The 25562-nt window shown below is 70.3% G+C and carries 23 protein-coding genes and 1 tRNA gene; 10 read left to right on the top strand and 14 right to left on the bottom strand.

The window, feature by feature from the left end; genetic code table 11:
• Positions 1-188 precede the first annotated feature (188 nt).
• The 4 genes from ACFUJY_RS01245 to ACFUJY_RS01230 form a co-directional block, all read right to left on the bottom strand.
• Entirely contained in the window at positions 189-350 is a 162-nt protein-coding gene (locus tag ACFUJY_RS01245; RefSeq protein WP_383292696.1) for a hypothetical protein, read from the bottom strand.
• Positions 351-358: 8 nt separating this feature from the next.
• Positions 359-1030, bottom strand: a complete 672-nt coding sequence (locus ACFUJY_RS01240; protein WP_383292693.1) for a hypothetical protein — start codon at positions 1028-1030, stop codon at positions 359-361.
• A gap of 351 nt (positions 1031-1381) precedes the next feature.
• Positions 1382-1455, bottom strand: a tRNA-Pro gene (locus tag ACFUJY_RS01235).
• Between the two features lie 95 nt (positions 1456-1550).
• Complete coding sequence (locus tag ACFUJY_RS01230; protein ID WP_383292690.1) at positions 1551-2492, bottom strand: metallophosphoesterase; 942 nt, start codon at positions 2490-2492, stop codon at positions 1551-1553.
• A 79-nt stretch (positions 2493-2571) separates the two neighbouring features.
• On the opposite strand from ACFUJY_RS01230, the gene ACFUJY_RS01225 reads away from it, so the two are divergent.
• Positions 2572-3036 (top strand): GatB/YqeY domain-containing protein, encoded by a 465-nt coding sequence (locus ACFUJY_RS01225; protein ID WP_383292687.1) that lies wholly within the window; start codon positions 2572-2574, stop codon positions 3034-3036.
• A 96-nt stretch (positions 3037-3132) separates the two neighbouring features.
• Here ACFUJY_RS01225 and ACFUJY_RS01220 read toward each other — a convergent pair whose 3' ends face one another.
• Positions 3133-5376: a transglycosylase domain-containing protein gene (locus ACFUJY_RS01220; RefSeq protein ID WP_383292685.1), complete on the bottom strand. Its 2244-nt coding sequence runs from the start codon at positions 5374-5376 to the stop codon at positions 3133-3135.
• A 519-nt stretch (positions 5377-5895) separates the two neighbouring features.
• Between ACFUJY_RS01220 and ACFUJY_RS01215 the strand changes: the two genes are divergently transcribed.
• Complete coding sequence (locus tag ACFUJY_RS01215; RefSeq protein ID WP_203601634.1) at positions 5896-6249, top strand: WhiB family transcriptional regulator; 354 nt, start codon at positions 5896-5898, stop codon at positions 6247-6249.
• A 63-nt stretch (positions 6250-6312) separates the two neighbouring features.
• Here ACFUJY_RS01215 and ACFUJY_RS01210 read toward each other — a convergent pair whose 3' ends face one another.
• Positions 6313-7656, bottom strand: a complete 1344-nt coding sequence (locus tag ACFUJY_RS01210) for an ArsA family ATPase (RefSeq protein WP_383292682.1) — start codon at positions 7654-7656, stop codon at positions 6313-6315.
• Positions 7653-8642, bottom strand: coding sequence for an ArsA family ATPase (locus ACFUJY_RS01205; RefSeq protein WP_383292679.1), 990 nt, complete (start codon positions 8640-8642; stop codon positions 7653-7655). Before ACFUJY_RS01205 ends, ACFUJY_RS01210 begins: the two co-directional genes overlap by 4 nt.
• An 82-nt stretch (positions 8643-8724) precedes the next feature.
• On the opposite strand from ACFUJY_RS01205, the gene ACFUJY_RS01200 reads away from it, so the two are divergent.
• The 4 genes from ACFUJY_RS01200 to ACFUJY_RS01185 all read left to right on the top strand — a co-directional run bounded on the left by ACFUJY_RS01200 (position 8725) and on the right by ACFUJY_RS01185 (position 11258).
• The gene (locus ACFUJY_RS01200; RefSeq protein ID WP_003991873.1) at positions 8725-8883 is read left to right on the top strand and encodes a DUF4177 domain-containing protein; all 159 of its coding nucleotides are present in this window, start codon (positions 8725-8727) and stop codon (positions 8881-8883) included.
• A complete protein-coding gene (locus ACFUJY_RS01195) occupies positions 8883-9353 on the top strand; it encodes a RidA family protein (protein WP_383292676.1) in 471 nt (156 codons plus the stop codon). Before ACFUJY_RS01200 ends, ACFUJY_RS01195 begins: the two co-directional genes overlap by 1 nt.
• 118 nt (positions 9354-9471) lie before the next feature.
• On the top strand, positions 9472-10431 hold the full coding sequence (locus ACFUJY_RS01190; RefSeq protein ID WP_383292674.1) for an NUDIX hydrolase: 960 nt from the start codon (positions 9472-9474) through the stop codon (positions 10429-10431).
• Positions 10428-11258, top strand: coding sequence for an MBL fold metallo-hydrolase (locus ACFUJY_RS01185; protein ID WP_383292672.1), 831 nt, complete (start codon positions 10428-10430; stop codon positions 11256-11258). Before ACFUJY_RS01190 ends, ACFUJY_RS01185 begins: the two co-directional genes overlap by 4 nt.
• A 50-nt stretch (positions 11259-11308) precedes the next feature.
• On the opposite strand, the gene ACFUJY_RS01180 is transcribed toward ACFUJY_RS01185, so the two are convergent.
• Positions 11309-11983 (bottom strand): Crp/Fnr family transcriptional regulator, encoded by a 675-nt coding sequence (locus ACFUJY_RS01180; protein WP_014046869.1) that lies wholly within the window; start codon positions 11981-11983, stop codon positions 11309-11311.
• 253 nt (positions 11984-12236) lie between these two features.
• On the opposite strand from ACFUJY_RS01180, the gene nth reads away from it, so the two are divergent.
• The 3 genes from nth (at position 12237) to ACFUJY_RS01165 (ending at position 15245) form a co-directional block, all read left to right on the top strand.
• Positions 12237-13175, top strand: a complete 939-nt coding sequence (nth, locus tag ACFUJY_RS01175) for an endonuclease III (RefSeq protein WP_383292668.1) — start codon at positions 12237-12239, stop codon at positions 13173-13175.
• A gap of 62 nt (positions 13176-13237) precedes the next feature.
• Positions 13238-13951 (top strand): NUDIX hydrolase, encoded by a 714-nt coding sequence (locus ACFUJY_RS01170; RefSeq protein ID WP_383292666.1) that lies wholly within the window; start codon positions 13238-13240, stop codon positions 13949-13951.
• Positions 13952-14039: 88 nt separating this feature from the next.
• A complete protein-coding gene (locus ACFUJY_RS01165; protein WP_383292663.1) occupies positions 14040-15245 on the top strand; it encodes a MarP family serine protease in 1206 nt (401 codons plus the stop codon).
• Positions 15246-15281: 36 nt separating this feature from the next.
• On the opposite strand, the gene ACFUJY_RS01160 is transcribed toward ACFUJY_RS01165, so the two are convergent.
• From ACFUJY_RS01160 to ACFUJY_RS01135, 6 genes are all read right to left on the bottom strand, one after another.
• Positions 15282-15485: a hypothetical protein gene (locus ACFUJY_RS01160; RefSeq protein ID WP_073966437.1), complete on the bottom strand. Its 204-nt coding sequence runs from the start codon at positions 15483-15485 to the stop codon at positions 15282-15284.
• A 106-nt stretch (positions 15486-15591) separates the two neighbouring features.
• Complete coding sequence (locus ACFUJY_RS01155; protein ID WP_383292660.1) at positions 15592-16536, bottom strand: alpha/beta fold hydrolase; 945 nt, start codon at positions 16534-16536, stop codon at positions 15592-15594.
• Positions 16533-17063, bottom strand: a complete 531-nt coding sequence (locus tag ACFUJY_RS01150; protein WP_383292657.1) for a phage holin family protein — start codon at positions 17061-17063, stop codon at positions 16533-16535. Before ACFUJY_RS01150 ends, ACFUJY_RS01155 begins: the two co-directional genes overlap by 4 nt.
• Before the next feature lie 39 nt (positions 17064-17102).
• Positions 17103-18509, bottom strand: a complete 1407-nt coding sequence (gene nhaA, locus ACFUJY_RS01145) for a Na+/H+ antiporter NhaA (RefSeq protein ID WP_383292654.1) — start codon at positions 18507-18509, stop codon at positions 17103-17105.
• Between the two features lie 239 nt (positions 18510-18748).
• Entirely contained in the window at positions 18749-20746 is a 1998-nt protein-coding gene (gene acs, locus ACFUJY_RS01140; protein ID WP_383292651.1) for an acetate--CoA ligase, read from the bottom strand.
• Positions 20747-20930: 184 nt separating this feature from the next.
• On the bottom strand, positions 20931-23858 hold the full coding sequence (locus tag ACFUJY_RS01135; RefSeq protein ID WP_383292648.1) for a SulP family inorganic anion transporter: 2928 nt from the start codon (positions 23856-23858) through the stop codon (positions 20931-20933).
• A 283-nt stretch (positions 23859-24141) separates the two neighbouring features.
• Here ACFUJY_RS01135 and ACFUJY_RS01130 point away from each other — a divergent pair, with 283 nt between their 5' ends.
• Positions 24142-25467 (top strand): hypothetical protein, encoded by a 1326-nt coding sequence (locus tag ACFUJY_RS01130; protein ID WP_383292645.1) that lies wholly within the window; start codon positions 24142-24144, stop codon positions 25465-25467.
• Positions 25468-25562 lie beyond the last annotated feature (95 nt).

Here is a 25562-nt window from a genome sequence, read left to right as displayed (position 1 = left end):
AACCAAAGGTTCTAAGGCGATCGGCCCGTCGCTTCGCAGGAGGTGGCCCGTCGGGCGTTGGGCGCTCTCGGTGGACGTCTGGAAGCCGCAGACAGGTGAACCTGACATGTCAGGAAGATGCCGGCGCTTACCGGTTGTCGGGGTGGCGGGATTCGAACCCATGCCCGGCGCTGGTGGTGCGCTGACGCTCACATCCTGCCGACGATGGCTGCGGCCTGCTCCGGGTGTCCCTCCAGCCACTTGCCCAGGTTCCCGCGGACGGCCTCGCGCAGGCAGGTGTGCACTTCTGCGTTGCCCAGTACGCCGTGGGTGGCGCCTTCGAACTGGGGATGGTCCAGCTTCACTGACACGACCGCCGTCAGTCCCTCGCCGATCCGGTCCGAGGTGAGATCGGGACCGCCGCTTTCAGCAGTCGCCGCTTCCGGGCGTAGGCGTTGATCGCGTCCGCCACCCCTTTGCGGAAGCCCACCACGTGGGTCCCGCCATAGGGGGTGGGCTGGCTGTTGGCGAAGCTGCGGACCTGCTCCTCGGGGGAGGTGCACCACCGCAGGGCCACCTCCGCCGTGCCTGCCATCCGCGAGTCCTCCCAGGCGAAGGCAATGGTGTCCAGGTGAATGGGTGATCCCACTGAGGCATCAAGGGAGACGACGAAGTCCCGTATCTCGCCGAGAAAGTGGTCCGACCCGAGTTCGCCCGGACGGCGGGCATCCGTCAGCGAGATGCTCAGGCCCCGGTTCAGGAAGGCCAGTTCCCTGAATCGTTCCGCCAGCACGGTGAACGAGCACTCCACGGTCTCGAAGATGCCGGAGTCGGGCCAGAAGGTGAGGGTGGTCCCACTGCCGGATGCCGGACCCATGGCGGTGGGCGGAGCTACGGGAACGCCGCACCGGTACTCCTGAACCCACCGGGCACCTTCGTGCCGCACCTCCGCCGTCAGGTGGCTCGACAGGGCGTTGGTGACGCTGGGCCCGATGCCGGCCAGGTCCGATGCGGCAATGTTGCGGCCTGCCGGGCGTACCTCGGTGTACATGCGAGTCAGTAGAGTCTCGAGGTCGCTGGGATCATCGGTGTCCCCGGTGACCTCGGCGGAGATCCTGCCCTTTCCGAGCTGAGGGGCCCTGGGGGGCGTCGAGGGTAACGAGGCCCGGGGACAACGTACGAGCGGGTGACGGGCAGACGAGGCCAGCCCGTTCCGCTCGATCCGTTTGCACGCGTTCGGTGTGACCGTAGGTCGCTCGACCAGAAGCCGGCTGGGTCCGGTGACGCTCTGGGAGAGCCCCGGCCAAGATCTTCTCCCGGATTTCTCCCAAACGATCACCGGAGACACGGGAAGGGCCTGACCCGGAATCCGGATCAGGCCCGTGACCTGTTGTTTCAGCTGTCGGGGTGGCGGGATTTGAACCCACGACCTCTTCGTCCCGAACGAAGCGCGCTGCCAAGCTGCGCTACACCCCGATCGCCGCCGGTCTCCCGGCGACATCGACAACTCTAGCCCACTGGCGCCCGGAGACGAAATCCGGTTTTTGTCGTGATCGGCGGGGGCGGCCTGGTCAGGCGTCCCGGGGGGTCAGCGTGAGCAGGGTCGCCTCCGGGGGGCAGGCCACGCGGACCGGGGCGTAGCGGCTCGTGCCGCAGCCCGCGGAGACGTGGAGGTAGGCGCGGTTGCCGCCGGAATAGTGGGTGGACAGGCCCTTCACACGGTCCGTGTCCAGGTCGCAGTTGGTGACCAGGGCGCCGTAGAAGGGGATGCAGACCTGGCCGCCGTGGGTGTGACCGGCGAGGATCAGGGGGTAACCGTCCGTGGTGAAGGCGTCCAGGGAGCGCAGGTAGGGGGCGTGGACGACGCCGATCGAGAGGTCGGCGCCCGTCTCGGGGCCGCCGGCCACCTCGGCGTAGCGGTCGCGCTTGATGTGCGGGTCGTCCAGGCCGGTGAAGGCGAGCTCCAGGCCGTCCAGCTTGAGGCGGCCGCGGGTGTTGGACAGGTTGAGCCAGCCCGCCTCGTCGAAGGCGTCGCGCATCGGCTCCCACGGGTTGTGGACGGCGCCGACCGCCGGGGCATTGCCGTTGAGGCCGTGCTTGCCCGACGCCTTCTCCAAGAGGTAGCGGACCGGGTTGCGCGGCTTGGGGCCGTAGTAGTCGTTGGAGCCGAACACGTATACGCCCGGCAGCTCCATCAGCGGGCCGAGCGCGTCCAGCAGCTCCGGTACGGCCTCGGGGTCGGAGAGGTTGTCGCCGGTGTTCACCACGAAGTCGGGGCGCAAACCTGCCAGGGACTGGAGCCAGGCGCGCTTCTTGCGCTGCCCGCTGACCATGTGCACGTCGGAAACCTGGAGGACGCGCAGCGGTCGCGCCCCTCGCGGAAGGACCGGGACCGTGACCCTGCGCAGGCGGAACGAGCGGACCTCGAAGCCGGCCGCGTAGACGAGACCGGCGGCGCCGGCCGCGGCGGTGACCGCCGTGATTTTCAGGGGTACTCCGTAGCGTGCGCGCATGCGCCCATCGTCGCAGACGTCGTACGCCCGCAGGAAAACAGGCGGGCGCCGGGCGCCCCGCACCTGCCACAATCACCTCATGACCACGCTCAAGTCCAAGCTCAAGGAAGACCTCACCACGGCCATGAAGGCGCGTGACGAGCTGACCTCGTCCACGCTCCGGCTGACCCTCACCGCGATCACGAAGGAAGAGGTCGGCGGCAAGACCGCCCGCGAACTCTCCGACGACGAGGTGCAGAAGGTGATCGCCAAGGAGGCCAAGAAGCGCCGTGAGGCCGCTGACGCCTTCGCCAAGGGCGGCCGGACCGAGCAGGCCGAGCGGGAGAAGAAGGAGGGCGCGATCCTCGACGCGTACCTCCCGCAGCAGCTGAGCGACGAGGAGCTGACCGCGATCGTGGCCTCCGCCGTCGACGAGGCGAAGGCCGCCGGGGCCGAGGGGCCGCGGGCGATGGGCGCCGTCATGAAGATCGTCAACCCGAAGGTCGCGGGGCGCGCCGAGGGCGGCCGGGTGGCCGCCACGGTGAAGAAGCTCCTCGCGGGCTGAGCGAAGCCGGAGCCGGCCGGGACGGGCCGCGTACGTACGAGGGCGGGGCGCCCCGGATGATCCGGAGCGCCCCGCCCTCGTCTGTGTACCGGCCGGTCAGGGGCCGTTGGTACCGCCGTCGTTCTGGCCCCGGCCGTGGCCGTTGTTCCCGCCGAGGATGTCCGGCGGGATGCTGATGCCGGGGAACGGGTTGTCGTCGCCGCCGGGCTTGTTGTCGCCCGGCTTCTTCTTGTCCCGGTCCTTGTTCTTGTCCTTGTCCTCCTTCTCCTTCGCCCGCGGCACGTCGACCGGGTTGAAGGACGGGGTCTCGGACGAACTGAGGGCGCCGGTCATCGCCGTCTTCCAGATCGGACCGGGCAGGCAGCCACCGCAGACCTTGTCGTAGTACTGGCCGCCGATGACGATGTTGGTCATCTGGTTCTGGCGGGCGCCGTCGCTGCCGACCCATACCGCCGTGGACAGGTTCGGCGTGTAGCCGACGAACCAGACGTTCTTGCGCTCGTCGGTGGTGCCGGTCTTGCCCGCGTTGTCCCGGTCGCTGAGGCCGGCCTGCGTACCGGTTCCGTCCTCGACGACGCCCTTGAGCATCTGGTTGATCGTGTCGGCCGTGTGCTCGCTCATCGCGCGGTTGCACTGCGACTTCGGTACGTCGATCGGTTTGCCGTCCGGCTTGGTGACCGAGAGGAGGGCGATCGGCGAGCAGTACGTGCCGCGGTTGGCGAAGGTCGCGTACACCGAGGCCATGGCCAGCGGGGTCGACTCCTGGCTGCCGAGGGTGGTGGTGGGGATCTGCAGGAGCGGCTTGTTGTCGCCGCGCTCGTAGCCGACCTTCTTGGCCATCGTGAGCGTCTCGCAGAGACCGGTCTTCTGCTCCAGCTTGGCGAAGTAGGTGTTGATCGACTTGCCCAGCGCGCTGGTCATGTCGAACATGCCCTTCTCGGACTCCGTCTCGTTCTCCACACTCCACGCCTTGTTGTCGGCGGGGGCGCCCTCGCAGGTGCGGAAGGCGTCCGCGGGGAGCGTTATCGAGGAGGGCGTGTCGAAGCTCTGCGCCGGGCTGATGCCCTTCTCCAGCGCCGCCGCCGCGGTGATCGGCTTGAACGTGGACCCGACCTGGAAGCCTGCGTAACTGCCGCCCATGGCGTGGTCGACGGAGAGGTTCAGCATGGTCTGGTGCTTGGAGGGGTCGAGACCGTACGGCCTGGACTGGGCCATCGCCAGGATGCGGCCGGTGCCGGGCTGGACCTGGACGACCGCGTCGGCGACCTTGTCGTCCTTGTTGACCCGGGAGACGGCGGCCTCGTTGGACGCGGCCTGCGACCTCGGGTCCAGGGTCGTCTTGATGGTCAGGCCGCCGGTCGCCCAGAGCTTGGCGCGGTCCTTCGCGGTCTTGCCGAAGGCCGGATCGCTCTTGACGATCTTCGAGACGTAGTCGCAGAAGAATCCGGCGCCGCTGACGGCGGTGATGCAGCCGTTCTGCGGGCGCTTGACCTTCAGCTTGATCGGGGTGTCCTTGGCCTTGTCCGCCTGCTCCTGCGAGATCTTGCCGATGTCCGCCATCCGCTGGAGCACGGTGTTGCGGCGCTTGGTCGCTTCCTCCGTGTCGTTGATGGGGTCGTAGCGGCTGGGCGACTGCACGATCCCGGCCAGCAGCGCCGCCTCCTCCAGCTTCAGGTCCTTCGCCGACTTGGAGAAGTAGCGCTGGGAGGCCGCCTCGACGCCGTACGCCTGCTGCCCGAAGAAGGTGATGTTGAGGTAGTTCTCCAGGATCTTCCGCTTGCCGAGCTCTTCCTCGACCTGGATCGCGTACTTCAGCTCCTGGACCTTGCGGCCCAGCGTCTGCTGGGTGGCCTCGGCGACCTTGGCCGGGTCGTCGCCGGCCTCCTCCACGAAGACGTTCTTCACGTACTGCTGGGTGAGGGTCGAGGCGCCTTCCGCCGTACCGCCCGCCTGCACGTTGCGGTTCAGCGCGCGCAGGATGCCCTTGAGGTCGACCGCGCCGTGCTCGTAGAAGCGGGCGTCCTCGATCGCGATGATCGCGTTCTGCATGTACGGGGAGATGCTCGTGAGCGGCACCACCGTGCGGTCACGCGAGTAGACCGTGGCGATCAGGCCGCCCTTGCTGTCGAGGATCTTGGTGCGCTGGCTCAGCGGCGGGGTCTTCAGGTTGGCCGGGATCTCGTCGAACCCGTCGACCGTCCCCTTGGCCGCGAGGCCCAGTGCTCCGGCCGCCGGCAGCGCGATGCCCGCCAGGACGACTCCGGAGAGTGCGGCGACACCGAGGAACTTGGCGGCCTGCTGGGTCGTGGTGAGACCCCCGCCCGAGCGCTTCTTTGGCATGGGGGCAGCCTAATCCGTAGATATGAGCGTTCCGAAGGAACCGGGGTCCATCGGGGCGTTCGCGTACCGGACCGTGACATTCGGATCCGGCGTGGTTGCCGCGTCGCGGCTGCTGGACCTGGTGGCATGGCGGTGTGCGGCGGCTACGTTCCCATTCGCCGGACACACGGATATGCCTTGGCCTAAGCTGCTCTCAACTGTCACAGCAGTCCGGTTCCGTATCAACCCCCGTGCACGATCCGGCCACACGCCCGGCGCTCCCGAATTCGCCCCGTGTGTCACCGAACGTCCGATGTGGTTCTGGCAGACTGTCCCGATTCCGACGGGATAGTCCCGCATGTCCCCACCTCACTCCCCTGGGTGATCTGCCGTATACGCATAGTCCGTTCGGGCCATTCAAGATTGGGCCCGAAGGGGGTGTTGTGCTGTCGCCACCTTCCGTAACGTCCTCAACTGGCAGCGGTGAATATGCCGCTGCCGCCGTGGGGGAGCCTCGATTCGGGAGAGGACGGCGCCGGGATGGGCTGGGTAACCGACTGGAGTGCGCAGGCAGCCTGCCGCACTACTGATCCGGATGAACTGTTCGTACAAGGGGCAGCGCAGAACAGGGCCAAGGCGGTGTGCACCGGATGCCCGGTGCGGACCGAGTGCCTGGCCGATGCCTTGGACAACCGCGTCGAATTCGGCGTGTGGGGCGGGATGACCGAGCGGGAGCGCCGCGCGCTGCTGCGCAGGCGGCCGACGGTGACGTCCTGGCGCCGGCTGCTGGAGACCGCCCGCAGCGAGTACGAGCGCTCCTCGGGCATCCTGCCCGTGGCGATCGGGCTGGAGGACAGCGAGGAGCTGCACGAGACGTTCGCCGCCGTCGGTTAGCCCCTGTCGGTCCGTACGTTGTACGTCGGTTCGTACGTTGTACGGCTTGCGTGGGACGAGGGGCTAGGCAGCTCCGGCCGGTGCGGAAACGGTCGCGAGGCGGTCCCCGATGGCTCGCAGGCCCGAGAGGTCATGGACGTCTCCGGGCAGCGCGGCCACGGCGGTCACGGCCACCTCGGGGTGCAGTGCGGTGAAGCGGTCGCGTGTGTCCTGTTCGCGCGCGACCACCTGCATCCGCTCGGCATGCAGACGGAGCAGGCCCGCGGTCAGTTCTTCGGTTGTGACGGCCGCCGTGCTGTCGGGCCGGGGTCCGGGGTGCGTGGTGGGTGCGTGCCCGTCCGTGGGGGAGTCGGCGGGCTCACGAAGTCCAGCCTTCCCTGCCGCCTGATCCACAATGCCGTCGGTTTCAAGATTTTCCGCGTCAAGTTTCTCCGCGGCGTCGAGCGCCTGCTCGGCCGAGAGGCGCGCGGCATCGCTGCCGTGGACCCGGTTGAGCACCAGCCCCGCCAGCGGCATGTCCTCCGCGGCCAGCCGTTCCACGAAGTACGCCGCCTCGCGCAGGGCGTCCCGCTCCGGCGTGGCGACGACGAGAAACGCCGTACCGGGTGCCTGGAGGAGCTTGTACGTGGCATCCGCCCGGGTGCGGAAGCCCCCGAACATGGTGTCCATCGCGGAGACGAACGTCTGTACGTCGCGCAGGAACTGACCGCCCAGCAGCTTGCCCAGCGTCCCGGTCATCATCGACATGCCCACGTTGAGGAACTTCATCCCCGCGCGGCCGCCCATCTTCGCCGGGGCCATCAGCAGCTTGATGAACTTCCCGTCCAGGAACGACCCCAAACGCTTCGGGGCGTCCAGGAAGTCCAGCGCGGACCGCGACGGCGGAGTGTCCACGACGATCAGGTCCCACTCGTCCCGCGCCCGGAGCTGCCCCAGCTTCTCCATGGCCATGTACTCCTGCGTGCCCGCGAAGCCGGCCGACAGGGACTGGTAGAAGGGGTTCTCCAGGATCGCGCGGGCCCGCTCGCCGTCCGCGTGCGCCTCGACGATCTCGTCGAACGTCCGCTTCATGTCGAGCATCATGGCGTGCAGCTCGCCGGAGCCCTCGATGCCCTTCACCCGGCGCGGGACGTTGTCCAGCGAGTCGATGCCCATGGACTGGGCGAGTCTGCGGGCCGGGTCGATGGTGAGGACGACGACCTTGCGGCCGCGCTCCGCCGCCCGCACCCCGAGCGCCGCGGCGGTGGTCGTCTTCCCGACGCCGCCGGAACCGCAGCAGACGATGATGCGGATGTCCGGATCATCGATCAGGGCGTCGGTGTCCAGGGCCGGTACGGGGGCCGCCGCGGACTCCTCCGTACGGCCGGAGGCACCCGTGCCCGCCCCCGCCTTCGTGCGCGCTGTCATGAACCCGCCCCTCGTCCGGATGCCGCTCGGCCCGCGCCCTGCTCGCGGAGTGCGGCCGCCAGCTGGTCGAGTCCGGCCCGGTCCACCCCCTCGCCGATCAGCGGCAGCTCGTAGCCCGGCAGGCCGAGCCCGGCCAGCACGCTGCGCTGCTCACGTTCCAGGGTGACCCGCTGGGTGTGCTCGGCGGCCTGTTCGACCAGCGGGCGTACGAGCCCCGCCGCGCCGGTCACGCCCGCCCATGTCAGCGTCTTGGCGATCTCCTTGCGCCGTCCGCCCACCGTGGCGTTCAGCGCGTCCCCGTCCAGCAGCTGGGGGCGCACCATGTTCACGATGACCCGGCCCACCGGCAGCTCGGCGGCGCGCAGCTCCGCGATGCCGTCCGCGGTCTCCTGGACGGGCATCTCCTCCAGCAGCGTCACCAGGTGCACCGCGGTCTCCGGCGACTTCAGCACCCGCATCACGGCCTGCGCCTGATTGTGTATCGGGCCGATCCGGGCGAGCCCGGCCACCTCGTCGTTCACGTTGAGGAAGCGGGTGATCCGGCCGGTCGGCGGGGCGTCCATGATCACGTAGTCGTAGACGAACCGGTTCTGCCGGTCCTTGCGGCGGACCGCCTCGCACGCCTTGCCCGTCAGCAGGACGTCCCGCACCCCGGGCGCGATGGTGGTGGCGAAGTCGATCGCGCCGAGCTTCTTGAGCGCCCGGCCCGCGCTGCCGAGCTTGTAGAACATCTGGAGGTAGTCGAGGAGCGCCAGCTCCGCGTCGATCGCGAGCGCGTGGACCTCACCCCCGCCCGGAGCGACGGCGATCCTGCGCTCCTCGTACGGGAGGGAATCCGCCTCGAAGAGCTGGGCGATGCCCTGTCTGCCCTCGACCTCCACGAGGAGGGTGCGCCTGCCCTCGGCCGCGAGGGCGAGCGCGAGGGCGGCGGCGACCGTGGTCTTACCGGTACCGCCCTTGCCGCTGACGACCTGGAACCTGCTCACGTATTCGAGCCTAACCAGTCGCACCGCAGGCTACGCACGAGGCTGCGCGTGCCCTGGATCGCGCAGGCATTACAGTCGGGCCATGACCAAGTGGGAATACGCGACCGTGCCCCTTCTCGTGCACGCGACCAAGCAGATTCTGGACACCTGGGGCGAGGACGGCTGGGAGCTGGTCCAGGTCGTTCCCGGCCCGAACAACCCCGAGCAGCTCGTGGCGTACCTGAAGCGGGAGAAGCAGTAGTGGCGGGCACCGTCGAGGCGAGGCTGGCCGAGCTCGGACTGCCGCTCCCGGCGGTCGTACCGCCGCTGGCCGCGTACCAGCCGGCCGTGCAGTCCGGGGTGTACGTCTACACGTCCGGTCAGCTGCCCATGGTCGACGGCAAGCTCGCCGTGACCGGCAAGGTCGGCGCCGAGGTCACGCCCGACGAGGCCAAGGAGCTGGCGAAGACCTGCGCCCTGAACGCCCTCGCCGCCGTGAAGTCGGTCGCGGGCGACCTGGACCGGATCGCCCGGGTCGTGAAGGTCGTCGGCTTCGTCGCCTCGGCCACCGACTTCACCGGCCAGCCCGGTGTGATCAACGGTGCGAGCGAGCTGCTGGGCGAGGTCCTCGGGGACAAAGGTGTGCACGCCCGCAGCGCCGTGGGTGTCGCCGTGCTGCCGCTGGACGCGCCGGTCGAGGTCGAGATCCAGGTCGAGCTGACCGGAGCCTGATCCGCCCCGTCCTCCGATCCCGTCCGGTCCCGGCGACCGGGCGGGATCTCGTGTGTACAGGGCACCTACGGGTCGGGGACCCCTCGAACATCGACGCGGTTCCGGATAGCCTCCGGCCATGTCCAATGGTCAGTGGTACCCCCCGGAATGGCCCGGCCGGATCAGGGCCCTCGCCGCCGGCGAACTGACGGCCGCCGTGCCCCGCCGGGCCGCCACCGTGATGCTGCTCCGGGACGAGGCCACCGGCACCACGGGCGCGCCCGCCGTCCACATGCTGCGCCGGCGCACCTCGATGGCCTTCGCCGGAGGGGCGTACGCCTATCCGGGTGGCGGCGTCGACCCGCGCGACGACGACCGGCTCGTCCGCTGGGCCGGGCCCGCGCTGGAGACCTGGGCGGGCCGGCTGGGCGTCGGCACGCGGGCCGAGGCGCAGGCCATCGTCTGCGCGGCGGTGCGCGAGACGTACGAGGAGGCCGGGGTCCTGCTGGCCGGTCCGACGCCGGAGACCGTCGTCACCGACACCACCGGTGACGACTGGGAGGCGGACCGCGCGGCACTGGTCGCGCGGGAGCTGTCGTTCGCCGCGTTCCTGGAGGGGCGCGGGCTGGTGCTGCGCTCGGATCTGCTCGGTGCGTGGGCGCGCTGGATCACGCCGGAGTTCGAGCCGCGCCGCTACGACACGTGGTTCTTCGTCGCCGCGCTCCCGGCGGGCCAGCGCACCCGGAACGCCTCGACGGAGGCCGACCGCACGGTGTGGATCACGCCGGGCGACGCGGCCGACGGATACGACCGGGGCGAGCTGCTGATGATGCCGCCGACCGTGGCGACGCTGCGGACGCTGCGGCCGTACGCCACCGCCGCGCAGGCGCTGGAGGCGGCGTCGGACCAGGACCTCACCCCCGTACTCGCGCAGGCCCGTCTGGACGGTGACGAGCTGGTGCTGAGCTGGCCCGGGCACGAGGAATTCACCAAGCACGTGTCCACCAAGGGCACGGACGGAACACCCGCAGGGGTGGCATCCGGCGGGGAGACGTCCGACGGCACCGAGGCGCCCGGCACGGAAGGCGGTGCGGCATGAGTGACGCGGCGGCGCTGCCCGGACAGCCGCGCGGCGGTGTGCTGTCCGGTCCCGCCACGGCCCGTACGGTCAACGTCCTGGCGCCGAACCCCTCGGCCATGACGCTGGACGGGACCAACACGTGGATCGTCGCCGAGCCCGACTCGGACCTGGCGGTCGTCATCGACCCCGGCCCGCTGGACGAGGCTCATCTGCGGGCCGTCGTCGACACCGTCGAGCGTGCGGGCCGCAGGGTCGCGCTGACGCTGCTCACCCACGGCCACCCCGACCACGCGGAGGGCGCGGCGCGGTTCGCCGAGCTGACCCGGACCAAGGTGCGCGCGCTCGACCCGGAGCTGCGGCTCGGCGACGAGGGCCTGGGCACGGGCGACGTCATCACGACCGGCGGCCTGGAGATGTACGTGGTGCCGACGCCGGGCCACACGGCGGACTCGCTGTCGTTCCACCTGCCGGCCGATCAGGCGGTGCTGACCGGGGACACGATCCTCGGACGCGGGACGACGCTGGTGGCGCACCCGGACGGGCGGCTCGGGGACTACCTCGACTCGCTGCGGCGGCTGCGCTCGCTGACGGTGGACGACGGGGTCCACACGGTGCTGCCCGGGCACGGACCCGTGCTGGACGACGCGCAGGGGGCGGTCGAGTTCTACCTCGCCCACCGGGCGCACCGGCTGGCCCAGGTGGAGACCGCGGTGGAGTCGGGCTACCGGACCTCGTCCGAGGTGGTGGCCCATGTCTACGCGGACGTGGACCGTTCGCTGTGGCCGGCCGCGGAGCTGTCGGTGCGGGCGCAGCTGGACTACCTGGCCGAGCACGGGCTGATCTGACATGCGTGAGGGGCCCCGCCGGTCCCGGTGGGGCCCCTCACGGCGGCGGATCAGCGCGACCGCTTGGCCAGCCGCTCCACGTCCAGGAGGATCACCGCGCGGGCCTCCAGCCGGAGCCAGCCACGGCCGGCGAAGTCGGCGAGGGCCTTGTTGACCGTCTCGCGGGACGCGCCGACCAGCTGGGCCAGCTCCTCCTGCGTCAGGTCGTGCACCACGTGGATGCCTTCCTCGGACTGGACGCCGAAGCGGCGCGACAGGTCCAGGAGGGCGCGGGCGACGCGGCCGGGCACGTCGGAGAAGACCAGGTCGGACATCTGGTCGTTGGTCTTGCGCAGGCGCCGGGCGACGGCGCGCAGGAGGGCGGTGGCCACCTCGGGGCGCGCGTTGAGCCAGGGCTGCAGGTCGCCGTGGCCGAGGCCGAGGAGCTTGACCTCGGTCAGCGCGGTGGCGGTGGCGGTGCGGGGGCCCGGGTCGAAGAGCGAGAGCTCACCGATCAGCTCGCCGGGGCCGAGGACCGCCAGCATGTTCTCGCGACCGTCGGGGGAGGTGCGGTGGAGCTTCACCTTGCCCTCGGTGACCACGTAGAGGCGGTCGCCCGGGTCACCCTCGTGGAACAGCGCGTCACCGCGCGCGAGGGTCACCTCACTCATCGAGGCGCGGAGCTCCGCGGCCTGCTCGTCATCGAGCGCCGCGAAAAGCGGGGCGCGCCGCAGAACGTCGTCCACGAGTTCTCTCCTTGTCGGCCTGTTCAGGGAACCGTGGTCCCCATCATGCCGGACGGTAAAACAGTGCGATCAATCACAAACCAGTTTGACGCACGTGCGTGCCGAGGGGTACGGCAGGGGGCCGATTGGGGGCGGATCACCCGCGTCCGGGGCGGATGTCAGTGCCGCGCTCTAGGCTGGCCGGGTGTCCGGATTGCCGGTGAGAGCGCAGGCCAAGGGGGTTGATGGGGTGTCGGAGGGGCGTGATTCCGCTGTGGGCGAACAGGGCCCGGGCAAGGGGAAGAAGCTGAAGAAAACGGCGGAAAGCGGCTCCGGGGCGGCGAAGAGCCGGTCCGGCGGGGCCGCCGGCTCGGGATCGGCCAGGCGGGCGAAGCCGGAGGAGGCCGGGGCGCCCGGGGCCGCAGCGCCGAAGAAGAAGCCGGGCCGGCCGGAATCGCACCTGGCCATGGTCCGCCGCGCCCGCCGGATCAACCGCGAGCTCGCCGAGGTCTACCCGTACGCCCATCCCGAGCTGGACTTCCGGAATCCGTTCGAACTGCTCGTGGCGACGGTCCTCTCCGCCCAGACCACCGACCTGAGGGTCAACCAGACCACGCCCGCCCTCTTCGCCGCCTACCCCACCCCTGAGGACATGGCCGCCGCCGTTCCGGAGAGGCTGGAGGAGCTCATCCGGCCGACCGGCTTCTTCCGGGCCAAGGCGAAGTCTCTGCTCGGCCTGTCCGCCGCGCTCCGCGACGACTTCGGCGGCGAGGTGCCGGGGAGGCTCGCGGATCTCGTCAAGCTGCCGGGCGTCGGCCGCAAGACGGCCAACGTCGTCCTGGGCAACGCTTTCGGGGTCCCTGGAATCACTGTCGACACGCACTTCGGCCGTCTGGTGCGGCGCTGGAAGTGGACGGAGCAGGAGGACCCGGAGAAGGTCGAGGCGGAGATCGCGGCGATCTTCCCCAAGAGCGAGTGGACCATGCTCTCGCACCGCGTCATCTTCCACGGCCGCCGCGTCTGCCATGCCCGCAAGCCCGCCTGCGGCGCCTGCCCGATCGCCCCGTTGTGCCCGTCGTACGGTGAGGGCGAGACGGATCCGGACAAGGCCCGCAAGCTCCTGAAGTACGAGATGGGCGGCCGGCCGGGCCAGCGGCTGAACCCGCCGCCGGACTATCCCGGAAGCCCGGCACCTCCCCTGGGCGCCGACTGACACGGACCGCCGCTGCGGAACGAATCGCGGGACGACGGGCGTTGTGAGACGGAGGGGTGCCTATGAAGACGTATGAGACCGGTACGGAGCGCGGTGGGGCGGACGGCCCTGGGGTCACGGTTTCGGAGGAGGGACTGCCCGACTGGCTCGACCCCGTGGCCCGTGCCGCGCGCACGGTGCGGCCGCAGCAGCTCAGCCGCTTCCTGCCGCCGGAGGACGGGGCGGGGCGTCAGTCGGCCGTGCTCGTCCTCTTCGGCGAGGGCGCGCGGGGCCCCGAGCTGCTGCTGATGGAACGCGCCGGAAGCCTGCGCTCCCATCCCGGCCAGCCGTCGTTCCCCGGCGGCTCGCTCGACCCGGAGGACGGCGACCAGGCGACGACCGGACCGCTCAGGGCCGCTCTGCGCGAGGCCGAGGAGGAGACCGGCCTCGATCCGCGCGGGGTGCAGATCTTCGGCGTGCTGCCCCGTCTCTACATCCCGGTGAGCAGCTTCGTGGTGACGCCGGTCCTCGGCTGGTGGCGGACGCCCAGCCCGGTCGGTGTGGTCGACCCGGGGGAGACGGCGCGGGTCTTCACGGTCCCCGTGGCGGATCTCACGGACCCGGCCAACCGGGCGACGGCCGTCCACCCCAGCGGCCACCGGGGCCCGGCATTCCTGGTCGAATCGGCACTCGTCTGGGGGTTCACGGCCGGCGTGATCGACCGCATTCTGCACTTCGCGGGCTGGGAACGCCCGTGGGACAGAGCCAGGCAGGTGCCGCTCGACTGGCGCGCATGACAGGCTGACTTCCGTACTCCGCCGGACCGGGGCCGCCCGGACCACGGAGACGTACGGGCCCGGTGACGAATCTGCGAGGCTATAGACGGTGAACGTGCTGGACATCCTGCTGCTGGCCGGAGCCGTGTGGTTCGCGGTCATCGGCTACCGCCAGGGGTTCGTCGTCGGCATCCTGTCGGTGATCGGGTTCCTGGGCGGCGGTCTCGTCGCCGTCTACCTCCTGCCGGTCCTGTGGGACCAGATGACGGACGGATCGGAGGTCTCCTCCACCGCGGCCGTCGTCGCGGTCGTCATCGTGATCGTGTGCGCGTCGGTCGGCCAGGCGTTCACCACCCATCTGGGGAACAAACTCCGCCGGCACATCACGTGGTCGCCCGCGCGCGCCCTGGACGCGACCGGCGGCGCCCTCGTCAACGTGGTGGCGATGCTGCTCGTCGCCTGGCTGATCGGCTCGGCCCTGGCGGGCACCTCGCTGCCGACGCTGGGCAAGGAGGTCCGCAACTCCTCGGTCCTGCTGGGTGTCTCCCGGGTGATGCCGCCCCAGGCGTCCACCTGGTTCACGGACTTTTCCTCGGTCCTCGCGCAGAACGGCTTTCCCCAGGTCTTCAGCCCGTTCGCCAACGAACCGATCACCGAGGTCAGGGCCCCCGATCCGGCGCTCGTCGGCAGCCCCGTCGCCGCGCGCGCCAAGCAGTCCATCGTGAAGGTCGTGGGGACGGCCCCGAGTTGCGGCAAGGTCCTCGAAGGCACCGGGTTCGTGTTCTCCGACCGCCGGGTGATGACCAACGCCCACGTCGTCGGCGGCGTCGACGAGCCGACCGTGCAGATCGGCGGCCAGGGACGCCTGTACGACGCGAAGGTCGTCCTCTACGACTGGCAGCGCGACATCGCCGTACTGGACGTCCCGGACCTCGATGTGAAGCCCCTGCGGTTCACCGATCCCGAAAGCGACGCGGAGTCGGGCGACAGCGCCATCGTCGCGGGCTTCCCGGAGAACGGCTCGTACGACGTGCGCTCCGCACGGGTCCGCGCCCGCATCGACGCCAACGGCCCCGACATCTACCACCGGGGCACGGTCCGCCGTGATGTGTACTCGCTCTACACCACGGTCCGCCAGGGCAACTCCGGCGGCCCGCTGCTGACCCCCGACGGCAAGGTGTACGGAGTCGTGTTCGCGAAGTCGCTCGACGACCCGGACACGGGCTACGCGCTGACGGCGGACGAGATCCGCGACGACATCACGCGGGGCCGTACCGCCAACCAGCAGGTCGACAGCCAGGGATGCGCGCTCTGACGTTCTCCGAACGGCCCGCGCGGGACCGTCGGCGCGTCAGTTACGGGGATGGCGCAGCCGTGCCGAGACCCAGCGGGCCCTGCGGCGGAGGATGCGTGAGATGCCGAGCCGAGGATCATGCATGACGTGCAAAGCGTGCACCCGGCCCTGAAGGCCGTCCCCCTCATGAATGCCCGGAACCGCCGTGGCGGTCGAGCGACGGTTGCGTGCTGCGTCACCGAAGTCGTGCGTCCAGCCCATACCCGGACGTCTGCCCGTGCCTCATGGTCCGTAACCGCCCATCCGTCAGCCAATTGGCTTATGCGCCGGGCACGTGGCCGTTCGTAGGACGTAAGTGCCGGAACGGCTAGCGGTCCGGCTCGGAATCCTTGAGCCAGTTGATGAGTTCGGCCGAGAACCCCGCCGGGTCCTCCTCGTGCGGGAAGTGACCCAGACCGTCGAAAAGTCGCCAACGGTAGGGCGCCTCGACGTACTCGCCGGACCCGGCCGAGCTGCGGGTGCGGACCGCCGGATCGAGTGAACCGTGCAGGTGCAGCGTCGGCACCCGAACGGGCCGCTTCATGCGCCGGTTGAACTGGATGCCGTCCGGGCGCGCCAGCGAGCGCACCATCCAGCGGTACGGCTCGATCGAGCAGTGCGCCGTCGAGGGAATCGTCATGGCCCGCCGGTAGACGCCAAGCGTCGCCTCGTCGGGGAACTCCGTCCTGCCCGGGCCCGACCAGTCACTGATCAGCCTTCCCACCAGGGCGGCGTCGTCGGCGACGAGCTGACGCTCCGGCACCCAGGGCCGCTGGAAGCCCCAGATGTACGAGCCGGCCCGGGACTGCGCGAAGTCGGAGAGCATCGAGGACCGCCACCGCCGTGGGTGGGGCATCGAGGAGACGACCAGCCGGCGCACCAGCTTCGGGCGCATCACGGCGGCCGTCCAGGCCAGGTAGCCGCCCATGTCGTGGCCGACGAGGGCGGCGTCCGGTTCGCCGAGGGACCTGACCACGCCCGTGATGTCGAGCGCCAGGTTGGCGGGGTCGTAACCGCGGGGGGTGCGGTCGCTGCCGCCCACGCCGCGCAGGTCCATTGCCACGGCCCGGAAACCGGCCTCGGCGAGCGCGGGCAGCTGGTGGCGCCAGGTCCACCAGAACTGCGGGAAGCCGTGCAGGAGGAGGACCAGCGGCCCTTCGCCCATTTCGGCGATGTGGAAGCGGGCGCCGTTCGCCGCGACGTCCCGGTGGGTCCAGGGGCCGTCGAGACGGACGGGGCCGCCGGCCGGGGCGGACGGTGCGGGAGCGCTCATGTGGATGAGCGTGCCACAGCCGACGCCTTGTCCTGGACCGGTGCGCTTTCGACGGCCCGGTCGGAGCGGGTGCTTCCGCCCACCGGGAGGAACGCGTCGGCCGCGGGCTCGGGACGCGGGTGCGGCTTGACGCCCTGGAGGACGGCGGCGGTTTGCTTGGCGGAGGCGATGGACTTCTCCGGCGGCTTGACCTTCTTGATCTTCGCGTAGCCGAAGAGGGCGAGCAGAACGCCCAGCAGGATGAACGCGCCGCCCACGATCAGGAACGACCAGGCGAGGCCCAGCCCCAGGTTGTGGATGCCGTACGCGGCCGCGAAGCTCAGTACCGGGATCGCGAACAGGATCAGCACGCCCGTGACGATGAACGCCACACTGCCGATGACGCCGCGCTTGACGTCCTGCCGCACCTCGGCCTTGGCCAGGGCGATTTCGTCGTGCACCAGCGCCGACAGTTCGGCCGTCGCCGACGCGACCAGCTGGCCGAGACTGCGGTCGGCGCTGCCCGCGTAATTGCCGGGGTCGCTCATCCCTGACTCCCTCTCCTGTTCAACACGTCCGATGTCAGATCATGCCGGACTGTCCGGCCTGTCGCTCGCTGCCCCCGCCAGTCGGGCACGGCGGCGGTGCTCGGCCGCCTTCTCCTCATGGATCGCGGCCATCCTCAGGTGGTACGCCGGATCGTCCTGCTCGTAGACGTCCGGCACTCCGGAACCGTCCTCGTCGAGTTCCTCGGCGTCGGACAGTGCCCTGTATCTGCGTACCCGGAGTTTGAGCAGTACACCGGAGAGTACGGCGGCGATGAGGGAGCCGAGCAGAACCGACGCCTTGATCCCGTTGATCATGTCGTCGTCCCCGGCGAACGCGAGCTCACCGATCAGCAGGGACACGGTGAAGCCGATACCGGCGAGGGTGGCGATCGCGAAGACGTCCGCCCAGGCCAGGTCCTTGTTCAGCTCGGCCCTGGTGAGCCGGGTGGTCAGCCAGGTACCGCCGAAGACGCCGATGGTCTTGCCGGCGACCAGGCCGAGGACGACCCCGAGGGTCTCCGGCTGGTCGAACACGGAGGCCAGCGCGCCCCCGGAGAGCGAGACCCCGGCGGAGAAGAGCGCGAAGACCGGCACGGCGAAGCCCGCCGACAGCGGGTGCACCAGGTGCTCGATGTGCTCACCGGGGGAGTGCTTCTCGCCCTCACGCCGGGTGCAGCGCAGCATCAGCCCCATGGTGACGCCGGCGATGGTGGCGTGGATGCCGCTGTTGTACATCAGCCCCCAGATGACCAGGGCCAGCGGCACGTAGACGTACCAGCCGCGCACGCCGAGGCGCAGCAGCAGATAGAAGAGGCCCAGGCCGAGGAAGGCGCCACCGAGGGCGAGGAAGTTGATGTCGTCGGTGAAGAAGATGGCGATGACGAGGATCGCGAAGAGGTCGTCCACGACGGCGAGCGTCAGCAGGAAGGCCCGGAGCGCGGCGGGCAGCGAGGTGCCGATGACGGCGAGAACGGCGAGCGCGAAGGCGATGTCCGTGGCGGTGGGGACCGCCCAGCCGTCCTTCGAGCCGTCGCCGAACACGTTCACCAGGGTGTAGACCACCGCCGGGACCACCATGCCGCAGAGGGCGGCGGCCACGGGGAGCGCCGCGGCCTTGGGATCGCGCAGTTCTCCTGCCACGAGTTCGCGTTTGAGCTCGACGCCCGCCACGAAGAAGAAGATCGCGAGCAGCCCGTCGGCGGCCCAGTGCGCCACGGAGAGGTGCAGACCGAGGGCCTCGGGCCCGATGTGGAAGTGGCTGACGGCCGAGTAGCTCGAACCCGCGGTGTTGGCCCACACCAGCGCGGCCACGGCGGCGACCAGCAGGATGACGCCCCCGACCGTCTCCGTACGGAGGGCGTCGGCGACGTAGTTGCGCTCGGGGAGCGGGAGCCGCCCCAGGAAGGTGCGGCGCGGGCCTGGGGGCGTGGGGGTGGGCGTGGCCACGGGAGGGACCTCCGGGTCGGTACGGCAGCGATGGCATGGCTGATGCACTTGCCGACCAGACTTCCCGGCACCCCTGTGGAGATTTTCCTATCGTGTTGTCGATCAGCTGCCACTGTACCCGCGGGGCGGGGAGGCAAGGATGCTTGGGAGCGGTGATCTCACCGTAAGGGCCCGAAGGGCACCCGGCGCGGTGCCGGGTGCCCTTCGGATCGTGCGTCGCTGTCCGTCCTCCGTCGCTGTCAGTCCTCGGAGGGGGCCGACGGCAGCTGGCTCTGGATCAGGTCCATGACCGAGGAGTCGGTCAGGGTCGTGACGTCGCCCAGGGCCCTGTTCTCCGCCACGTCGCGCAGCAGGCGGCGCATGATCTTGCCGGAACGGGTCTTCGGCAGCTCGGCCACCGGCATGATGCGCTTCGGCTTGGCGATGGGGCCGAGCGTCGCCCCGACGTGGTTGCGCAGCTGGGCCACCAGCTCGTCGGAGGCGGTCGCGGTGCCCCGCAGGATGACGAAGGCGACGATGGCCTGGCCGGTCGTCTCGTCGGCGGCGCCGACCACGGCGGCCTCGGCGACCGACGGGTGCGAGACGAGCGCCGACTCGACCTCGGTGGTCGAGATGTTGTGCCCGGACACCAGCATGACGTCGTCCACCCGGCCGAGCAGCCAGATGTCGCCGTCCTCGTCCTTCTTGGCACCGTCGCCGGCGAAGTACTTGCCCTCGAAGCGCGACCAGTAGGTGTCGAGGAAGCGCTGGTCGTCGCGCCAGATGGTGCGGAGCATCGACGGCCACGGCTCGGTGAGGACCAGGTATCCGCCTCCGCCGTTCGGGACCTCGTTGGCCTCGTCGTCCACGACGGTCGCGGAGATGCCCGGCAGGGCGCGCTGGGCGCTTCCCGGCTTGGTCTCGGTGACGCCGGGCAGCGGCGAGATCATCATCGTGCCGGTCTCGGTCTGCCACCAGGTGTCCACGATCGGGCACTTGTCGGCGCCGATGTGCTTGCGGTACCAGACCCACGCCTCGGGGTTGATCGGCTCACCGACCGAACCGAGGACGCGCAGGGACGACAGGTCGAACTTGGCGGGGATGTCGTCCCCCCACTTCATGAACGTACGGATCGCGGTCGGCGCGGTGTAGAGGATCGTGACCCCGTACTTCTGGACGATCTCCCAGAAGCGCCCCTGGTGCGGGGTGTCGGGGGTGCCCTCGTACATCACCTGCGTGGCGCCGTTGGCCAGCGGGCCGTAGACGATGTAGGAGTGCCCGGTCACCCAGCCGATGTCGGCGGTGCACCAGTAGACGTCGGTCTCCGGCTTGAGGTCGAAGACCGCGTGGTGGGTGTACGCCGCCTGGGTGAGGTAGCCCCCGGAGGTGTGCAGGATGCCCTTGGGCTTCCCGGTGGTGCCCGACGTGTACAGGATGAAGAGCGGCTGCTCCGCCTCGAACGCCTCGGGCGTGTGCTCGGCGGACTGGCGGCCCGTGATCTCGTGCCACCAGACGTCGCGGGCCTCGTTCCACGCGGTGTCCTGGCCCGTACGGCGGACCACCAGGACGTGCTCCACGCTGTCGATGCGGGAGACGGCGTCGTCGACGGCGGGCTTGAGCGCGGAGGGCTTGCCGCGGCGGTACCCGCCGTCCGCCGTGATGACGACCTTGGCGTCCGCGTCCTGGATGCGGGCGGCGATGGCGTCGGCGGAGAACCCGCCGAAGACGACCGAGTGCGCGGCGCCGATGCGGGCGCAGGCCAGCATCGCGACGGCGGCCTCGGGGATCATCGGGAGGTAGACGGCGACCCGGTCGCCCTTGCCGACACCGAGCTCGGTGAGGGCGTTGGCGGCGCGGGAGACCTCGTCCTTCAACTCCGCGTAGGTGATGGCGCGGCTGTCGCCGGGCTCGCCCTCGAAGTGGATGGCGACCCGGTCACCGTTGCCCGCCTCGACGTGGCGGTCCACGCAGTTGTACGCGACGTTGAGCTCGCCGTCCGCGAACCACTTCGCGAAGGGCGGGTTGCTCCAGTCGAGGGTCTCGGTCGGCTCGGTGGCCCAGGTCAGGCGGCGGGCCTGCTCGGCCCAGAATCCCAGCCGGTCCGCTTCGGCCTGCTCGTACGCCTCTGCGGTGACGTTGGCGTTGGCGGCCAGCTCGGCAGGCGGAGCGAACTTCCGCTCTTCCCGAAGCAGGTTGGCCAGGCTCTCGTTGCTCACGACTTCTCCCAGTCCCAGGGTGTCCGTTGTGTCCCGGGGCATAGCTCATCAGTCCCGAGGCCGGGTGACAAGTGTCTGCCGGGAATTGGTTTAGACCTGTGTCTCGTGTATAGAGGCATGATCCCGCCTCCACGCCGCGGCGGCACGGTGGAGCACACCGTGGGTGCGGGCGCTTCCGACACGGAAGCGGGATCACCTGGTCTTACGGATCCGAGGCGCCTGCGGTTCAGACGTCGGTACGGGCCGGCTCGGCCGGGCGCGCCGGTGCGATCGGGTCGAACACCTCGGCCGTAGCGCTCTCCGCGCTCGCTCCCTCGTCCAGCAGGTACGACTGGGCCTCGGCGACGTGGAAGTACATGCCGTGGAGCTGAAGGGCGCCACCGGCGACCCGGCGCGCCACCGAGGGGTGGGCCCGGAGGTGGTCGAGCTGCTGGACCACGTTGGTCAGGCAGAGCTGCTCCACCGCGTCGGCCGGCAGCCGCCCCGAGAGCCGGACCGGCGTGTCGCCGGCCGAGGCCACCCGGGCCAGGCTGGGGAGCCCGTGTCGGAGCCACCGCCACAGCGATGTGTCCGGGGCTTCCGGCGGGGCGTCCAGCAGCGCGTTCATCGCGCCGCAGTCCGAATGGCCGCAGACGGTGATGGACTCGACGCCGAGCACGTCCACCGCGTACTCGATCGCGGCTCCCACCGAGTGGTCGCCCTCCTCGGCGTCGGGGGGTGGTACCAGGTTGCCGATGTTCCGCACGGTGAACAGGTCACCCGGGCCGCTGGCCGTGATCATGCTCGTCACCAGGCGTGAGTCGGCGCAGGTGATGAAGAGCTGCGAGGGGCGCTGGCCCTCCCTGGCGAGTCGTGCCAGCTCTCCCCGGACCAGGGGCGCCGTGTCCCGCTGGAACGAGCTGAGACCTCTGACCAGCCGGTGATCGCGGGCTGTGGGCGAGGGGCGGCCGGCGGATGCGCGCTGCTGCGCGGAGGCGGTTCGAGAGGGGCGCTCGGCGTGCGGGGTGGGGGGTGCCTGAGCGGAGGGGGCGGTGGCGGTGGGCGCGAGTGGCTCGGTCCGCGTGCGAGAGGGGGGCTGCTGGAGGGCCGGGGCGGGCTCAGGCGGTGCGGCGGGCCCGGCGCCGGTGCCGGGGCCGATCTCGGGGCCGGGGCCGGTGTGAGGCGGGGCGGGGACGGGGGCGGGACTGCCCGGGGCCGGGCTGATGGTGGCGGCGATCCCGGTGGCGGCTTCGGCGGTGCCGGCGGTGCGTGCGGCACTCGGCGGGTGGACCACGCCCGGGGCGCTCGACGTGCGCTCCACGGCCTCGGGCTCGGTGGTGTCCGCGCCGCTGTCGACTGCCGTGGGAGGGGCGTGTTCGGGCTGGTCGTGGCAGTGGTGGTTGCGCCAGGGGGTCCATGGCCGGCAGCAGGAGTGGGCTGCCGCGGCGGGCTCGGCGATCCTGCCGCCCGACCTCCCGGCGAACGCCACCCGGCCGCCGTGGGCCGTATGGGCGTTGCTCCAGTCCTGGATCGTCTCGTAGGCGGCGTGATCCATGAACGAGCCGTCCAGCTCCACGACCGCATCGGCGTCCTGGGGGAGCCGCCCCAGGACCCGGCTCAGGCGCGGGACGGCCAGAAAGGTCAACTGGCCGCGTACGACGACGAGATGTTGGCCGTTCTGTTCGGACACCGAGATCCGGGTCCGGCCCAGGCGGTGCAGGGCGACGGCCACTGCCACGGCGATGCCGATGACCACGCCCTTGAGTACGCCGACGACGAGCACCCCGGCGATGGTCGCGCCGTACACCAGGAACTCCCGGTGCTTATGGACGTTGCGGATATGGGCCAGGCTCACCATCTTGAGGCCGACCATCATCACCAGCGCTCCCAGCGCGGCCAGTGGGATGCGCTCCAGCAACGTGACGAGCAGGCCGGACGCGACCAGGATCCATACGCCGTGCAGCACGGTGGACGCGCGGCCGGTCGCCCCGGCTCTCACGTTCGCCGAACTGCGCACAGCTCCACCGGAGACCGCGAGCCCTCCGAGCAGGCCCGATACCGCGTTGGCGATGCCTTGAGCGCGTAGCTCTCGGTCGAGGTCGGAGCGTTTGAGCAGAGGTGGAGCGGGCCGCTCGGTGCTGTCCGAGCCGGTGTCGGCGGTGGTGGCTCCGGTGGCGGGGGGCCCGGGAGTGGCCGGCCGGTCGCCGTTCTCGCGGGTCTCGTCCGTCTTGTCGCCCGGTGCCCCTTCGGACCTCGCCGGGGCATTCGCCGAGTGCGCACGGTTCCGGTCGGCGGCCAGCTTGTCCACGGCGACAGCGGCGAGCAGCGACTCCAGGCTGGCCACGAGCATCATCGTGAACACGGCTGTAGCCAGGCCGAGCACCGGTCCCTGCGGCATCTCGGGCAGGGCGTGGGAACTCCAGGAGGGCAGATCGACCCGGGCGATCGACGGTGCCGCCCACGCGGCCACGGCTGTGGCCAGACCCACGGAGGCCAGGGCCGCCGGAACCCGGCGCAGGAACCGTCCGGTCCGTCCGGGCAGCAGCGGCCACAGGACGAGGACGGCTACGGTGAGCACGCCGATCACCGGGGCGGCGGGACTGACACGTGCCAGTTGATCGGGAAGGTGCAGCACGTTGGAGATCGCCGAGCTCTGCGGTGAACCGCCCAGCACGATGTGCAGTTGAGCGAGCGCGATGGCCACGCCGATGCCTGCGAGCGTGCCGTGGACGATGGCGGGGCTGACGGCGAGTGCGCTGCGGGCCGCCCGCAGTGAGCCGAGCGCGAGCTGAAGCAGGCCGGCCCCGATCGTGATGGCGCAGGTGGTGCGCCAGCCGTAGACCTGGATCGTCTCCGCGGTGACCACGGTCAGGCCGGCGGACGGGCCGGAGACCTGCAGCGGGGTGCCGCCGAGGAGGCCGGCGACGATGCCGCCGACCGCGGCGGAGATGAGGCCCGCCTCCAGAGGGGCTCCCATGGCCACAGCAAGGCCGAGCGACATGGGGATGGCGAGCAGGAAGACAGTGATGGACGCGGAGACATCGGCGCCCGAGATGCGGAACCGTCCGCCGCGCGGCGGCGGGGGCGGGCTGTGTGGTCGCTTGACTCCCGAGGACCGGGAAGGGCGCGAACTGCGGGACGAGTGTTCGTGGCGAGTGGGTACGCAGGCAGACATATTTCCCGTCTCCTCCTGGGCAGCGCGGTCGTGGAATTCGAGGACGCGGCCGTGGGTCATGGCATGCAGCGGCGGGATATCTCAACTCTCGGTAAACAGACAGTAATGGAGAGTAAAGAGCCGTGTCCAGGATTGAGAGCAAATGGGCCTTCTAGCCACCCATTCCGGTGAATAGTCAGCTTTTCATTCGGCCTGTCGTGCTGGTTCTTGGACAGTGCGTGCGACTTTGGCCGCGCCGTGTCGGCACCCGGCGCAGGCTGAGCCGCGAGAAAGAGGTGGGCGGATGATGGCCGCCGCGAAGAAGGCGATGGACGCCAGGAGGGGAATCGGCCTGGGTCTCATGGCCGTCGTACTGGTCGCGGGGGCGGCCGGGTGTGCGGGGGCCGGCCCCGGAGCGGAGCGTTCCGGCCTCGGAGCCGTGAACGGTGCTGCGGGAGAGAAGAAGAAGGGTGCTGAGGCCGCGCCCAAGCGTGTGTTCCGGGCCATCGGCGACGGATCCACTGCCTTCACGGGTGTTCAGCCCAAGCAGCCCGCTGTGGAGCGCCTGACGACAGGCCAGAAGCCCCCGCAGTTCGTGGTGTTCTCGTGGGACGGGGCCGGTGAGGACAGTCAGCGGCTCTTCTCGCACTTCCGCGAGGTGGGCAAGAAGTACAACGCCGCGATGACGTACTTCCTCAGCGGCGTATATCTCCTGCCGGAGGGGAAGCGGACCGAGTACGACCCGCCCAAGCACAACGCCGGCGCTTCCGACATCGGGTTCAACGACACCAAGGGCATCCGCGACACCCTGACCCAGCTCCGCGGGGCCTGGCAGGACGGCAACGAGATCGGCACCCACTTCAACGGACACTTCTGCGGCAAGGACGGCGGTGTCGGCACCTGGTCCGTCGAGGAGTGGAAGAGCGAGATTAGACAGGCCAAATCATTCGTGAAGGGCTGGAAGACGAACGACCCGGTCCTCAAGAACGAGAAGGCACTGCCCTTCGACTACGACAAGGAACTCGTCGGCGGCCGCACCCCCTGCTTGGAGGGGCAGAAGAACATGGTGGAGGCGGCACGCACCATGGGGTTCCGCTATGACTCCAGTGGTGTCAACGATCAGGTGTGGCCCCGGAAGAAGAACGGGGTCTGGGACCTCTCCATGCAGCTGGTCCCGGTCCCGGGGCGCGACTTCGAGACGCTGTCGATGGACTACAACTTCATGTTCAACCAGTCCGGAACGACTCAGGGGGACCCCGCCAAGCACGAGTACTGGGGAAACCAGATGCGTGACGGCCTGCTCCAGGCGTTCGACCGCGCGTATGACGGCAACCGCGCGCCACTGATCATCGGCAACCACTTCGAGTCCTGGAACGGTGGCACGTACATGCGCGCCATCGAGCAGACGATCGCTGCGGTCTGCACCAAGAAGGATGTGCGCTGCGTCTCGTTCCGGCAGCTGGCGGACTGGCTCGACGCCCAGGACCCGGCGACCCTGGCGAAGCTCCGGACGCTGAAGGTCGGGCAAGCGCCCGAGGCGGGCTGGCCCGCGTTCCTCGAGGCGGGCGTGGGCCGGGAGCCGTCGGCCTCGAAGGCCCCGGCCGCCGCGGGCAACCCGGCCGGTCGATAGATCCGGTGGCTGCGGGCGCCGGGCGGGACGCATGCCCGGCGCCGTCCGCCTGTCGGGGGCACGGCGGCGCCGTGGCCGTCCCGCCCGGGAGTTCA

The sequence above is a fragment of the Streptomyces sp. NPDC057249 genome (assembly GCF_042669245.1).
In the GTDB taxonomy this organism is placed as follows: domain Bacteria; phylum Actinomycetota; class Actinomycetes; order Streptomycetales; family Streptomycetaceae; genus Streptomyces.
This window is presented reverse-complemented; position numbering and strand designations above follow the sequence as displayed.